This window comes from Ideonella alba, assembly GCF_018069845.1.
Classification (GTDB): domain Bacteria; phylum Pseudomonadota; class Gammaproteobacteria; order Burkholderiales; family Burkholderiaceae_C; genus Ideonella; species Ideonella alba.
The window spans coordinates 26,724-40,731 of record NZ_JAGQDD010000018.1; the positions used below are offsets into that span (position 1 = coordinate 26,724).

Genomic DNA, 14,008 nt, shown 5'->3' on the forward strand with positions numbered 1-14,008 from the left:
AAGAATGGGGGCCATGTCCCAGGCTCCCGAACCCGTTTCCGCCCGCCCTGACCTTGCCATGGTGTTCGCGGTGGCGGTCCCACCGCTGCTGGCCTACAACGTCAGCCCGTCGGCCACCCTGCTGAACCAGTTGCTGGCCTTCTTCGGCTGGGGGCTGGTGCTGCTGGCGGTGCGCGCCCGGCCGATCGAGGCCTGGCGCCGGGCCCGCTGGCCGCTGCTGGCGCTGGGGCTGCTGGTGCTGTCGGTGCTGGTCTCCATGGCCGCCAGTCTGCCGGCCACGCTGGGCCTGTCCTCGCTGGCCTTGCTGTTGGCCGCTGCGCTGGTGCTCGGCGCCGCCGCCGGCGTGGCTGACGACGAGTCCTTCCACGCCTTCGCCAGCGCCATGCTGCTGGCGGGCCTGGCGAGCGCCGCGGTGGGCTTCGTGCAGGTCTTCGCACCGGCCTGGGCCGATGGCTCGCTGATCGCCCGCACCGGCTTTGTCGGCCGCGCGGTGGGCAACCTGCGCCAGCCCAACCACCTCAGCAGCCTGCTGGTGTGGGCGCTGATCGCGCTGGTGCCGCTGGCGCGCAGCGGGCGCTGGTTCGGCCTGCCGCTGCCGCGTGGCCTGGCCGGGCTGGTGGGCGTGGTGCTGGTCTGGGCGGTGGTGCTCACGGCGTCGCGCACCGGCGCGGTCGGCATGCTGCTGCTGGCGGTGTGGGGCGCGCTGGACCGGCGCATGCCGCGCACGCTGCGGCTGGGCCTGCTGGCCACGCCGCTGGTCTACGCGCTGTGCTGGTGGGGAATGGACCTGTGGGCGCAGCAGACCGCGCACACCTTCGGCGGTGCGGCGCGGCTGGATGCGGGCGGCGACATCTCGTCCTCGCGCTTCGGCATCTGGCGCAACACCCTGGCGCTGATCGCTGCGCATCCGTGGATGGGCGTGGGCTTCGGCGAGTTCAACTTCGCCTGGACGCTGGGCGTCTTCCCCGGCCGGCCGGTGGCCTTCTTCGACCACACCCACAACCTGCCGCTGCAGTTCATGGTCGAGCTGGGCCTGCCCGCGGCGGCGTTGCTGATGGGCCTGCTGCTGGTCGGCCTGGGCCTGGCGGCGCGGCGCGCCTGGTCACTGCAGGACGACGACGCCGGCCTGCGCGCCCGCGCCGCCTGGATGATGGTGCTGCTGATCGGCCTGCACAGCATGCTGGAGTACCCACTGTGGTATGCCTACTTCCTGCTGCCCACCGCCTGGGCCTGGGGCCATGCGCTGGGCGCGTCCCGGGCGGATCGGGCCGATCCGGCGCGCTCGCCGTCCTGGCTGCCGGTGGGGGCGGCGGTGCTGCTGACCACGGCCTTCGTGCTGCAGGACTATGCCAAGGTGGTGGCGGTGTTCGGCCCGGGCGATGGCCGCAGCACGCTGGAGCAGCGCATCGCCCGCGGGCAGGGCAGCCTGCTGTTCGGTCACCACGCCGACTACGCCGCGGTCACCGTGGCCGAGCAGCCGTCCACCCAGATGCCCGCTTTCGACCGCGCCACCCATGCGCTGCTCGACACGCGCCTGATGATCGCCTGGGCACGCGCGTTGGACGAGATCGGTGAGCGCGATCGCGCGCGCTTCCTGGTCGAGCGCCTGCGCGAGTTCCGCAACCCCGACGCGCGCGAGTTCCTGGCGGTCTGCGATGCGCCGCCGACCCCCTTGCCCTTCCAGTGCGAAGCGCCTGAACGCGTCTACACGCCGGCCGACTTCGGCCGCCGCGCGCCGCGCTGACTCAGGCGTCGGTGCTCGCGGCCACCCAGTGGCCGCTCTTGCCGCCCTGCTTCTCCAGCAGGCGGATGTCGGTCATGACCATGCCCTTGTCGGCGGCCTTGCACATGTCGTAGATCGTCAGCAGGCCCACCTGCACGGCGGTCAGGGCTTCCATCTCGACACCGGTCTTGCCGACGGTTTCAGCCTGCACCTCGCAGTGCACGCTGCTGCTGGCCTCGTCCAGCCGGAAGTCCACCGCCACCCGGGTGAGCGGCAGCGGGTGGCACAGCGGCACCAGGTCGGCGGTGCGCTTGGCGGCCTGGATCGCGGCGATGCGGGCGATGCCGATGACGTCGCCTTTCTTGGCGCTGCCCGAGGCGATCAGCGCCAGCGTCTCGGGCTGCATGCGGATGCTGCCGGCGGCGCGGGCGATGCGGTGGGTCTCGGTCTTGGCGCCCACGTCGACCATGTGGGCCTGGCCGTGGGCGTCGAAATGGGTCAGGGGGGAGGTGCTCATCGCCGGGTCCGGGTGGGGTGGGTCCGCAGGCCGCGGGGCCTGCGTCGGTGCCATGATAGCGACCGAACTTTCCCCCGCGTCCGGGGTCAGTGAGGAGGCCACCTGCTTCCTGACGGCCCGGCGGCGCCGGTGCTTCACATGTCCTTCACATCGCTTCTTCCGTGGCGCCGCAGCGCCCTGGCGCTGGCCCTGGCGCTGCTGGCCGCGCCGGCGCCCACGGTGCTGGCGCAATCGGCGCAGCGCCTGCCCGCCCTGGGCGATTCGGCCTCGGACGATGTCGACATCCTCCAGGAGCGGCGCTTGGGTGACAACATCATGCGCGACCTGCGCAAGGACCCCGACTACCTCGAGGACCTGTTGCTGCAGGAGTACCTGGACGACCTGCTCGGCCCGCTGCTGGCCGCCGCCCGCGAGCGCGACGCGATCGACGCCGACCTGGCGCGCCGCTTTGCCTGGGAAGGCTTCCTGGTGCGCGACCGCGCGGTCAACGCCTTCGCGCTGCCGGGCGGCTACCTGGGCGTCTACCTGGGCCTGATCGCGATCACCGCCACCCGGGATGAACTGGCCTCGGTGCTGGCGCACGAACTCACCCACGTCACCCAGCGCCACATCGCGCGCAGCATCGGCCAGAACAGCCGGCAGTCCATGGCCACGATGGCCGGCATGCTGCTGGGGGTGCTGGCGGCGGCCAAGTCGCGCAGCCCCGATGGCCTGCAGGCGGTGATCGTCGGCTCGCAGGCGATCGCCGCGCAGGGGCAACTGAACTTCTCGCGTGACATGGAGCGCGAGGCCGACCGCATCGGCCTGGACCTGATGGGCGCCGCCGGCTTCGGCCTGGGCGGCATGAGCGCGATGTTCGAGAAGCTCGACGCCGCCTCGCGCCTGAATGACGCCGGCCTCTACCCCTACCTGCGCAGCCATCCGCTGACCAGCGAGCGCATCACCGAGGCGCGGCTGCGCGCCGAGGGCCTGACCCGCGGCCCCGCTGCCGGCCAGGCCCGCCACGCGCTGATGCAGGCGCGTGCGCGGGCGCTGTCCGACCCCGGCGAGGCCTCGCTGCGCCGGGTGCAGGCCGCCGGCGCCCTGGGATCGCCCGCAGCCGATCTGGCGCGCCAGGCGCAGCTCTACGGCGCCGCGCTGGCGTCCTCGCGCCTGCGCGACTTCACGCTGGCCGATCAGCAGGCCGCGGCCGGCCTGTCACTGGTGGCTGACAGCCAGCCCGATGCGCCGGTGCTGCGCCGCCTGTGGCGGCTGCTGCGCCTGGAGATTCTGCTGGCGCGCGCCAGCGGCGATGCGCCCTCGGCCGATCTGGCCGCCCGGCTGCACCAGGCCAGCGACGCGCTGGGCACCGATGCCAGCCGCGCCGCGTTGCTGCTGCGCGCCCAGACCGCGCAGACCCTGGCCCGCCTGGGCGAGCCCGGCGCCGACACCGGCCTGCGCGCCTCCACCGAAGCGCTGCAGGCCTGGGTGGTGGAACATCGCCGCGACGCGCCCGCCTGGGACGCGCTGGCGGCCTCGGCGCAGCCGCTGGGCCAGCAGGTGCGCGCGCTGGGCGCGCTGGCCGAGGCACGCTGGGCGCGAGGCGACGTCACCGGCGCGGTCGACCGCTTCCGCGCCGCCCAGCAGGCCGCACGCGGCACTGGCGCGCAGGGCTACCAGGACGCCGCGATCATCGAGTCGCGCCTGCGCGAAGCCGAGGCCGAGCGCCGCCGGCTGTGGATCGAGCAGCACGGCGAGCGCGTGCCCGATCCGGGTTGAGCCTCACTCGCGCTGGAACAGCCGCTCCACCGCCAGGTCGATGACCACGCCGCACAGGCTGTAGATCACCGAGCCGATCAGCGCCGCCGCAAAGCCGGTCACCGCGAAGCCGTCGAGCAGCGACGCCGCCGACCAGAACATCAGCGCATTGATCACGAACAGGAACAGCCCCAGCGTGAGCAGCGTCACCGGCAAGGTCAGCAGCACCAGCAGCGGGCGCACCAGCGTGTTGAGCAGGCCCAGCACGCCGGCGGCGATCAGGGCGGTACCGAAGCCGGCCACGCTGACGCCGGAGTACAGGTGGGCCACCAGCAGCAGGGCGGCTGCCAGCAGCAGCCATCGGACGATGAGTTTCATGGAACGCCAGGCCGTGAAGCGAGCAGGACGATGCCGCGATTCTGAGGCCTGGACAGCGCGCCAACATACTGGTGACGGTATAGGGCCCTGCCAGCCTGACGTGCCGAGGAGACAAAAAAGAGGCTGCGAGGCCTTTCCGAGGCCGTTTTACGAGGGAAAACAGCTTCTCAGCCGGGTATCCGCGCAGTACCATTGGCCCCGCTGCGGTGCCGCTGAGAACTTGGGTTCACGCGACCCTCGCCCGGTCCCGGCACATCAACAGTTCACTTGATGGAGAGAATCGACATGGCAACTGCGAAGAAGGCTCCGGCCAAGAAGGCCGCTCCGGCGAAAAAGGCGGCTCCGGCCAAGAAGGCGGCCCCCGCCAAGAAGGCCGCTCCGGCGAAGAAGGCCGCTCCGGCCAAGAAGGCGGCGCCGGCCAAGAAGGCGGCTCCCGCGAAGAAGGCCGCTCCGGCCAAGAAGCGCACCCCCAACGCCGCCTTCATGAAGGCGATGACCCCCAGCGCCCACCTGGCCGCCGTGATTGGCGACAAGGCCCTGCCGCGCACCGAGGTGACCAAGAAGGTCTGGGAGTACATCAAGAAGAACGGTCTGCAGGACAAGGTCCAGAAGACCATGATCAACGCCGACGCCAAGCTGAAGGAAATCTTCAAGAAGGCGCAGGTCTCGATGTTCGAGATGACCAAGCTGATCAACAGCCACCTGAGCTGATTGACGCTCGACGGCGGCCTCGGCCGCCCGTCAGCCTCCTGAGCCGGCCACGTGCCGGCTTTTTCTTGCGCGCTCGGCGCCGCCGCGCGCCTCAGGCGCCGTCGATCGCCCGGCCCACCGCGTCGAGCAGGTGGTTCAGGTCGATCGGCTTGGTCCAGTAGTCGTCGAAGCCGGCCGCCCGCGCCGACTGCACCTGCTCGCTCATTGCGTCGGCCGACAGCGCCACGCAGCGCAGCGTGCGCGTGCGCTCGTCGGCGCGCAGGCGGCGCAGCACCTCCAGGCCATTCATGTCGGGCAGGTTCATGTCGATCAGCGCCAGGTGGGGCTGCCAGGACTGGGCCAGGGTCAGGCCCTCCTCGCCGTCGCGCCCCACGCGCAGTTCCCACTCGGGCCGGGCCTTGAACACCTCCTGCATCAGCAGCACGTTCAGCGGCTCATCCTCGATGTAGAGCACTCGGCGCGCCGGCCGCGGCTGCGCGGTGGCGGGTGCGGCCGCGCCTTCGGGGGCGGGCAGCTCCACGCTGAAGCAGCTGCCCACGCCGGCCGTGCTGGTGGCGTCGACCTGGCCGCGCATCGCGCCCACCAGCTCGCGCACCAGCACCAGGCCCAGGCCGCTGCCCGGCACGCGCCGCCGCTCGGCGCCGGCGCGCTGGAAGGGCTGGAAGAGCTGCTGCAGCTCGCCCGGGGCCAGGCCGATGCCGGTGTCCTCCACCGTCAGGCGCACCCAGGGGCCCTGGCGGCTGGCGGCCAGCCGGACCCGGCCGCCCGGGCGGTTGTACTTGATCGCGTTGGACAGCAGGTGGCCCAGGACCTGGCCGATCCCGGTCTCGTCACCCAGCACCTGCAGCGCGGGGTCGATGTCGACACGCACCGTCACCTGCGCCAGGTCCGCCATCGCCTGCAGCGGCTGCATGGCGCGCGTTGCCAGCGGCGCCAGGGCCAGCGCCACCGAGGCCAGCTGCCGCCCTCCCTGGCCCAGGCGCACCACCTCCAGCACGTCGTCAACCAGCTCCAGCAGGTGCTGGCCGGCGCGACGCACGCCGTCCAGGCGCTGCGCCTGCGGCGCTGCCAGCGGATGCTGGGTGTCCATCGCCATCAGCTGGGTGAAGCCGAGGATGGCGTTGAGCGGCGTGCGCAGCTCATGGCTGACCCGCGACAGGAAGGCACTGCGGCTGCGGTGCACCGCTTCCAGCGCGGCACGGTCGCGCCAGAGCTTGTCGCGCTCGACGCGGGCGGTGATGTCGCGCGCCGAGCCGCGGTAGCCGCGGAAGCGCCCCTGCAGGTCGAACACCGGCTGCGCGCTGCGCGACACCAGCAGGCGCCCGCGCGGGCAGTCCATCGCGGTGACCAGGCGGGAGAAGGCCTGTCGGCGCTCCAGCACCTGCAGCAGGTCGCCGCCTTGCGGCAGCTCCTGGCCGCCGCCATCCACCAAGGGCTCGCGCTGCATCGGCTGGCCCAGCAGTTCGGCCGGGTCGAGGCCGGTGATGCGCAGCAGCTCACCGTCGATCCAGATCAGGCGGTCGTGCTCGTCGCTCTCCCAGGCCCAGTCGCCGGCGGCGCGCACCAGGTCGACCAGGCGCTCGGCCTGGTTCTCGAGCCGGCGGTGACGGTGCTGCAGGTCCAGCCACTGTGCGGCGGCCTCGGCCAGGCACAGCAGCGTGGCCCTCGCCTGCAGTGGCAGCGGGCCGGGCTCGTGGTCGAGCACGCACAAGGTGCCCAGCGCGTGGCCGTCCACGCGCAACTGGGCTGCCGCGTAGTGGCGCAGGCCCTGGGCGGTGTCGACCAGCGGATGCTGGGCAAAGCGCGGATCGACCCGCAGGTCGGAGATCTCGTAGAACTCGTCGCTGCGGATGGCCAGGCTGCAGAAGGCCAGGGCCTTGGGCGTGCTCAGCGTGTCCAGGCCGTCGCGCGAGACATGGTGGGCGGCCTGGTCATCGACCAGGCTGACCAGCGCGATGCGCCGGCCGGTGGCGGCGCGGGCGGCCTGCACCAGGGCGTCGAGCGTGGAGACGGGCTGGCCGTCCAGCAGGTCCAGCATGCGCAGCACCTCGAGCCGTTCGGACTCGGACGGTGTCCATGCCTGCGCGGGGTCAGACTGCATCTCCCTCTCCTGCCGGGCTGCCTGGCGCCGGCCTTGTTGGCGTGTCGGCAGCGTGTTGGGCTGCCGGGAGGCGCGAGATCCACCATCGTGTGGTGCGCCTCAGACGCCGAGCCGCAGTATTTTGCAGAAAAACCGGTATCTTGTGTCTGTCGCATGCGTGTCAGAGGGCGCCGCTGCCGATCACAATCGATCCCACGCCAAGACGCCGCACGTTGTTGGGAGTGACGACGTTGAACCACTACACCGAGAGCATCGAACTGAGTGCCGAGTGGCTGCGCAAGGCCCTGCCCTTGATGTCGCGCCAGGCTGCCGCATTGCACCCCGTCAGCTATGCGGTCTGGTACGGCTACGTGGCCCAGCGCGATCCGGCGCTGCGCGCGGCGGTCGACGAGGCCCTGGCCCGTGACGGCCGCCTGGACGAGGCCACCACGCTGGCGCTCTACCAGCGTTTCGTCGCCGGCTTCGACGCCGACGCCGCCCGCCGCGTGGCCGACGGCATGCAGCACCTGCTGGCCGGCATGGCCGACAGCGCCCAGGCTGCCGGCGACTCCACCGCCCGCTATGGCGACGCCCTCGACCGGCTCAGCCAGGCCTTGTCCACCGAAACCGACCGCGCCAGCGACGCCGTCAGCGCGGTGATGGCCGACACCCAGCAGATGCGCCAGGCGCTGCAGACCCTGCAGGACCGGCTGGCCGCCAACCAGCGCGAGATCGACCAGCTGCGCGACGAGGTCCACCGCGCCCGCCGCGACGCGGTGGTGGACCCGCTGACCAACCTGGCCAACCGCCGCGGCTTCGACGAGGCGCTGGCGCAGTGCCTGTCGATCCCGGTCGGCCCGGCCACCGGCATCTGGCTGCTGGCGCTGGACATCGACCATTTCAAGCAGGTCAACGACACCTGGGGCCACGGCTTCGGCGACCAGGTGCTGCGCGCCGTGGCGCAACTGGTGCGCGCGCTGGCGCCGGCCGAGGCCACGGTGGCGCGCATCGGCGGCGAGGAGTTCGCGGTGCTGCTGCCCGCGGCCGAGCGGCCCCAGGCGCTGGCGCTGGCCGAACAGGTGCGCCAGCGCGTCAGCGCGGCGCGCATCAAGCGCCACGACAGCAACGAGACGCTGGCGCGGGTGACGCTGTCGGTGGGTCTGACCCGCTGGCAGGCCGGTGAATCGGCCCAGACCCTGGTCGAGCGCGCCGACCAGGCGCTCTACGCCTCCAAGCAGGCCGGCCGCGACCGCGTCACCGAGCTGCCGCCAGGCTGAGCTGGCGCCGGCGGCTCAGCCCTCGGCCAGCAGCGGCGCCAGGAAGCGCCCGGTGTGGCTGGCCGGCGCGGCGGCCACGGTCTCCGGCGTGCCCTCGGCCACCACCGTGCCACCGCCGGCGCCGCCCTCGGGGCCCATGTCGATCAACCAGTCGGCGGTCTTGATCACGTCCAGGTTGTGCTCGATGACGACGATGGTGTTGCCGGCGTCGCGCAGCTGGTGCAGCACCTTGAGCAGCAGCTCGATATCGGCGAAGTGCAGGCCGGTGGTGGGCTCGTCCAGGATGTAGAGCGTGCGGCCGGTGTCGCGCTTGCTCAGCTCCAGCGCCAGCTTCACCCGCTGCGCCTCGCCGCCGGACAGCGTGGTGGCGCTCTGTCCCAGCGTGATGTAGCCCAGGCCCACGTCCAGCAGGGTCTGCAGCTTGCGGGCGATGGTGGGCACGGCGCTGAAGAAGCCGTGCGCCTCTTCCACCGTCATGTCCAGCACCTGCGCGATGTGGCGGCCCTTGTAGAGGATCTCCAGGGTCTCGCGGTTGTAACGCTGGCCGTGGCAGATGTCGCAGGGCACGTAGACATCCGGCAGGAAGTGCATCTCCACCTTGATCACGCCGTCGCCCTGGCAGGCCTCGCAGCGCCCGCCGCTGACATTGAAGCTGAAGCGCCCGGCGCCATAGCCGCGCTCGCGCGCCGCCGGCACCTCGGCGAAGAGTTCGCGGATCGGCGTGAACAGGCCGGTGTAGGTGGCCGGGTTGGAGCGCGGCGTGCGGCCGATCGGGCTCTGGTCGACGTTGATCACCTTGTCGAAGGCCTCCAGACCTTCAATGGCGTCGTGCGCCTCGGGCTCGGCGTGGCTGCCGTAGAGCTTGCGCGCCACCGCGGCGTAGAGCGTGTCGTTGACCAGCGTGCTCTTGCCCGAGCCCGACACGCCGGTGACGCAGGTCAGCAGCCCCACCGGGATCTCCACCGTCACGCCCTTGAGGTTGTTGCCGCGCGCGTTCACCACCCGCAGTGCCGGCACCGGCAGCTGGTCGTTGCGCGGCCGGCGTTCACGCGGCGTGGCGATCTTCAGCACCCGGCCCAGGTATCGCCCGGTCAGGGAATCGGGGTGCGCGGCCAGCTGATCGGGCGTTCCGCTGGCGATGATGCGCCCGCCATGCACGCCGGCGCCGGGGCCGATGTCCACGCACCAGTCGGCGGCGCGGATCATGTCTTCATCGTGCTCCACCACCAGCACGCTGTTGCCCAGGTCGCGCAGGTGCTTGAGGGTGCCGATCAGGCGCTCGTTGTCGCGCTGGTGCAGGCCGATGCTGGGCTCGTCCAGCACATACATCACGCCGGTCAGGCCCGAACCGATCTGGCTGGCCAGGCGGATGCGCTGGGCCTCGCCGCCGCTGAGCGTGTCGGCGCTGCGGTCCAGGCTCAGATAGTTCAGGCCCACGTCGTTGAGGAACTTCAGCCGCGAGCGGATCTCGCGCACCACCTTGTCGGCGATCTCGGCCTTGGCGCCCTCCAGCTTCAGCGCGCCGAACCACTGCAGGGCCTCGGACAGCGTCAGGTGCTCGACCTCGTAGATCGGCCGGCCGCGCTCGGCCGCACTGCCGGGCAGGAAGACATGCCGCGCTTCGCGCTTCAGGCGCGTGCCGCCGCAGTGGGCGCAGGGCTTGGCGGCCTGGTAGCGCGCCAGGTCCTCGCGCACCGCGACCGAGTCGGTCTCGCGGTAGCGGCGCTCGAAGTTCGGGATCACGCCCTCGAAGGGGTGCGAGCGCTTGACGCTGCGCGTCTTGCCGTTCTTGCCCTCGGCCTCGTAGGTGAAGCTGATCTCCTCCTCGCCCGAGCCGTACAGGATGACCTGGCGCAGCGCCTCGGGCAGGGCTTCGAAGGGCTGGTCGATGTCCGCCCGGTAATGCGCGGCCACGCTCTCCAGCAGCGAGAAGGTGTAGCCATTGCGCCGGTCCCAGCCCTTGATCGCGCCCGAGCCCAGGCTCAGCGACGGGAAGGCCACCACCCGCTCGGGGTCGAACACCGTCTGCACGCCCAGGCCGTCGCAGTGTGGGCAGGCGCCGGCCGGGGCGTTGAACGAAAAGAGGCGCGGCTCCAACTCGGGCAGCGAGTAGCTGCATACCGGGCAGCCGTACTTCGACGAGAACAGGTGCTCCTGGCCGCTGTCCATCTCCAGCCCGATCGCACGCCCATCGGCGATGCGCAGGGCGGCCTCGAAGCTCTCGGCCAGGCGCTGCTTCATGCCTTCGCCCGACTTCAGGCGGTCGATGACGACGTCGATGTCGTGCTTCTCGTTCTTCTTCAGCGCCGGCACGTCCGCCGCGTCCAGCACCGCGCCGTCCACCCGGAAGCGCACATAGCCCTGGGCCTGCATGTCCTGGAACAGCTCGGCGAACTCGCCCTTGCGGTCGCGCACCACCGGCGCCAGCACCATCAGCCGGGTGCCCTCGGGCAGGGCCAGCACCGCGTCGACCATCTGGCTCACGCTTTGCGCCTGCAGCGGCAGGCCGTGGTCGGGGCAGAAGGGCGTGCCGGCGCGGGCGTAGAGCAGGCGCAGGTAGTCGTGGATCTCGGTCACCGTGCCCACGGTGGAGCGCGGGTTGTGGCTGGTGGCCTTCTGCTCGATGCTGATGGCGGGCGACAGGCCCTCGATCACGTCGACATCGGGCTTGTCCATCAGCTGCAGGAACTGCCGCGCATAGGCCGACAGGCTCTCCACGTAGCGGCGCTGGCCCTCGGCGTACAGCGTGTCGAAGGCCAGGCTGGACTTGCCCGAGCCCGACAGCCCGGTGATCACCACCAGCGCGTGCTTGGGCAGGTCGAGGTCGACGTTCTTCAGGTTGTGGGTGCGGGCGCCGCGCACCGAGATCAGGGCGCGGCCGGGGACGTGGGCGTGGTCGGACATGGCGGGAGCGGCCCGGCACGGCGCCGGGCGAAGGCAACCGGTCATGATAGTCGGCCCGCCCCGCCCGGTCACCCGTCGCTTTTTTGTGAACGCCTTGTCATCCGACGTCAACGATGCTGCGTTGCATCCTCGAGGCAGCCCCGCAAGCGCTGCCAGACAGGACCCACCATGCAGAAGTCAGCACACACTTACAAACCGGTTGCCCGCGTGCCGTTGGGGCGCTTTGATGCCGGTACCGACAAGGGCCAGAAGTTCGAACCCTTCTGGACGTCCGTCGGCCACAGCGAGAGCCGCACCCGCGCCCGCACCCAGAAGGCCGACCAGAAGCGCTGATGCAGCGCCTGCGCGTCAGTGAGCATTTACTGACGCCCGACTGGCCCAACCGCACTGCCCGATAGGGCAACAGGGCCTGTCGTCCACCGGGGCCCGGGCCCCCGGCATACTGGCCGGATGAGCCCCGCCTCCGTGATTCCCCTGAAGCACGCGCTGTTCAACCCGCAGGCCCAGGTCTGCGCCGACTGCGGCGTGCGGCGTTTTGCCCTCTTCGGCGTGCTGGACCATGCGGCGCTGGACAGCATCCACGTCCACATCGCCGACATCCGGCTGCAGCCCGGCCAGAGCCTCTATGCCGCCCAGGCGGTGGGCAGCGCCGCCTACACCGTGCGCGAGGGCATCGTCCGCCTGGAGCGCACCAGCGAGCGCGGCGAGCGCCGCATCCTGCGCCTGGCCGGCCGCTCCGACATGCTGGGCCTCGAAGCCATGCTGGGCCAGACCTACGCCGCCGACGCCGTGGCCTGCACCGAGGTCAGCGTCTGCCGCGTGCCACGCACCCTGGTCGACGAACTCTCGCGCGACCGCCCCGAGATCCTGGTCGACCTGATGAAGCGCTGGCAGCGCGCCCTGGACGACGCGGACGAGTGGCTCACCGAGCTGTGCTCCGGCCCGGCGCGCCACCGCATGCTGCGCCTGCTGCTCAAGCTCAGCGAGTACGCCGACGGCGGCAGCGTCTGGCTGCCCGCGCGCCTGGAGATGAGCGCGATGCTCGACATGACGATCGAGACCGCCAGCCGCCTGATCTCGCAGCTCAAGCGCGAGGGCGTGCTTGACGCCCCCGACCAGCGCCACGCGGTGATCCACATGGATGCGCTGCTCAAGGCGCTGCGCGAGGACAGCGCGGCGTCCTGAAGCCGTCACCTGGCCGGCGCAGAATCGGGCCCATGGACGACATCGCCGCCGACACCATCGAGAACCTGACCTTCGACGAGCTGCGCCTGGGCCAGCGCGCCCAGCTGGTGCGCACGCTCAGCATGGCCGACATCCAGGCCTTCGCGCTGGTCTCGGGCGACCACAACCCCGCCCACCTCGACCCCGAGTACGCCGAGGGCACGCGCTTCCACGGCGTCATCGCCCACGGCATGTGGGCCGGCGCGCTGATCTCCAGCGTGCTGGGCACCGAGTTCCCCGGGCCGGGCACCATCTACGTCGCGCAGGACCTGCGCTTTCACCGCCCGGTGCGGGTGGGCGACACGCTGACCGTCACCGTCACCGTCACCGCCAAGGACGAGGCCACGCGCGGCGTGAGCCTGGACTGCGAGGTGCACAACCAGGCCGGTGAGCAGGTGGTCACCGGCCGCGCCGAGGTGCGCGCGCCCGCCCACAAGGTCATCCGGCCGCGCCCCGCGCTGCCGCGGCTGCACTTGTTCGACCCCGCCGCCCGGCTGCGCGAGTGGGTGCAGACCGTCTCCGGCGCCGCGCCGGTGCGCTGCGCCGTGGTCCACCCCTGCGACGAGCCCTCGCTGCGCGGTGCGCTGGACGCCGCCGACCAGGGTCTGATCGAGCCGGTGCTGGTGGGCCCGGCGCACCGCCTGCAATCGCTGGCCAGCAGCCTGGGCCTGGACCTGTCCCGCCACCGCCTGGTGGACGTGCCGCACAGCCACGCCGCCGCCGCCCAGGGCGCGGCCCTGGCCGCCAGCGGCGAGGTGGCGATGCTGATGAAGGGCAGCCTGCACACCGACGAGCTGATGCAGGCCGTGCTGGCCGAGCCGCGGCTGCGCACCGGCCGGCGCATGTCGCATGTCTTCCGCTTCGACGTGCCGGCCTACCCCAAGCCGCTGCTGGTGACCGATGCGGCCATCAACATCGCCCCCTCGCTGGAGGTCAAGGCCGACATCGTGCGCAACGCCATCACGCTGGCCCAGGCGCTGGGCGTGGCGCGGCCGCGCGTGGCCATCCTGTCGGCGGTGGAGACGGTGACGCCGCGGATCGCCTCCACGCTGGACGCCGCCGCGCTGTGCAAGATGGCCGACCGCGGCCAGATCAGCGGTGCCGTGCTGGACGGTCCGCTGGCCTTCGACAACGCCATCTCGGCCGAGGCCGCGCGCATCAAGGGCATCAGCTCGCCGGTCTCGGGCCAGGCCGACATCCTGGTCGTGCCCGACCTGGAGGCCGGCAACATGCTGGCCAAGCAGCTCGAATACCTGGCCGGCGCCTCCAGCTGCGGCGTGGTGCTGGGCGCGCGCGTGCCGATCGCGCTGACCAGCCGCGCCGACGGGGCGGATTCGCGCGTCGCCTCGGCCGCGCTGGCGGCCCTGCTGGCGCGCCAGACGGCGCCGGAGGCGGCGGCATGAGCCCGCCGAGCCGCCTCAAGGGCGAATTCCGGAGCACGAAGGTATTCCAGTGAG

General features: G+C 71.8%; 11 protein-coding genes. 7 read left to right on the forward strand and 4 right to left on the reverse strand.

What is annotated here, in order from left to right:
- The first annotated feature begins 13 nt into the window (after nt 1-13).
- Nucleotides 14-1,744, forward strand: coding sequence for a PglL family O-oligosaccharyltransferase (locus KAK03_RS19315; RefSeq protein WP_210856345.1), 1,731 nt, complete (start codon nt 14-16; stop codon nt 1,742-1,744).
- Between the two features lies 1 nt (nt 1,745).
- On the opposite strand, the gene moaC is transcribed toward KAK03_RS19315, so the two are convergent.
- A complete protein-coding gene (gene moaC, locus KAK03_RS19320) occupies nt 1,746-2,240 on the reverse strand; it encodes a cyclic pyranopterin monophosphate synthase MoaC (protein WP_210856346.1) in 495 nt (164 codons plus the stop codon).
- Nucleotides 2,241-2,378: 138 nt separating this feature from the next.
- Between moaC and KAK03_RS19325 the strand changes: the two genes are divergently transcribed.
- Complete coding sequence (locus KAK03_RS19325) at nt 2,379-3,998, forward strand: M48 family metalloprotease (RefSeq protein ID WP_210856347.1); 1,620 nt, start codon at nt 2,379-2,381, stop codon at nt 3,996-3,998.
- A 3-nt stretch (nt 3,999-4,001) separates the two neighbouring features.
- Here KAK03_RS19325 and KAK03_RS19330 read toward each other — a convergent pair whose 3' ends face one another.
- On the reverse strand, nt 4,002-4,355 hold the full coding sequence (locus KAK03_RS19330; protein ID WP_210856348.1) for a phage holin family protein: 354 nt from the start codon (nt 4,353-4,355) through the stop codon (nt 4,002-4,004).
- A gap of 285 nt (nt 4,356-4,640) precedes the next feature.
- Between KAK03_RS19330 and KAK03_RS19335 the strand changes: the two genes are divergently transcribed.
- Nucleotides 4,641-5,066: an SWIB/MDM2 domain-containing protein gene (locus tag KAK03_RS19335; protein WP_210803279.1), complete on the forward strand. Its 426-nt coding sequence runs from the start codon at nt 4,641-4,643 to the stop codon at nt 5,064-5,066.
- A gap of 91 nt (nt 5,067-5,157) precedes the next feature.
- Here KAK03_RS19335 and KAK03_RS19340 read toward each other — a convergent pair whose 3' ends face one another.
- The gene (locus KAK03_RS19340) at nt 5,158-7,167 is read right to left on the reverse strand and encodes a hybrid sensor histidine kinase/response regulator (protein ID WP_210856349.1); all 2,010 of its coding nucleotides are present in this window, start codon (nt 7,165-7,167) and stop codon (nt 5,158-5,160) included.
- Between the two features lie 230 nt (nt 7,168-7,397).
- Here KAK03_RS19340 and KAK03_RS19345 point away from each other — a divergent pair, with 230 nt between their 5' ends.
- Entirely contained in the window at nt 7,398-8,423 is a 1,026-nt protein-coding gene (locus tag KAK03_RS19345; protein WP_210856350.1) for a GGDEF domain-containing protein, read from the forward strand.
- A gap of 15 nt (nt 8,424-8,438) precedes the next feature.
- On the opposite strand, the gene uvrA is transcribed toward KAK03_RS19345, so the two are convergent.
- Nucleotides 8,439-11,327 carry an excinuclease ABC subunit UvrA gene (uvrA, locus tag KAK03_RS19350; RefSeq protein ID WP_210856351.1) on the reverse strand — a complete coding sequence of 963 codons (2,889 nt, stop codon included), beginning with the start codon at nt 11,325-11,327 and terminating at the stop codon, nt 8,439-8,441.
- A gap of 168 nt (nt 11,328-11,495) precedes the next feature.
- Between uvrA and KAK03_RS19355 the strand changes: the two genes are divergently transcribed.
- The 3 genes from KAK03_RS19355 (at nt 11,496) to KAK03_RS19365 (ending at nt 13,954) form a co-directional block, all read left to right on the forward strand.
- A complete protein-coding gene (locus tag KAK03_RS19355) occupies nt 11,496-11,660 on the forward strand; it encodes a hypothetical protein (protein ID WP_210856352.1) in 165 nt (54 codons plus the stop codon).
- 117 nt (nt 11,661-11,777) lie between these two features.
- Entirely contained in the window at nt 11,778-12,512 is a 735-nt protein-coding gene (locus KAK03_RS19360) for a Crp/Fnr family transcriptional regulator (protein WP_210856353.1), read from the forward strand.
- 32 nt (nt 12,513-12,544) lie between these two features.
- Nucleotides 12,545-13,954: a bifunctional enoyl-CoA hydratase/phosphate acetyltransferase gene (locus KAK03_RS19365; RefSeq protein ID WP_210856354.1), complete on the forward strand. Its 1,410-nt coding sequence runs from the start codon at nt 12,545-12,547 to the stop codon at nt 13,952-13,954.
- Nucleotides 13,955-14,008: the final 54 nt, after the last annotated feature.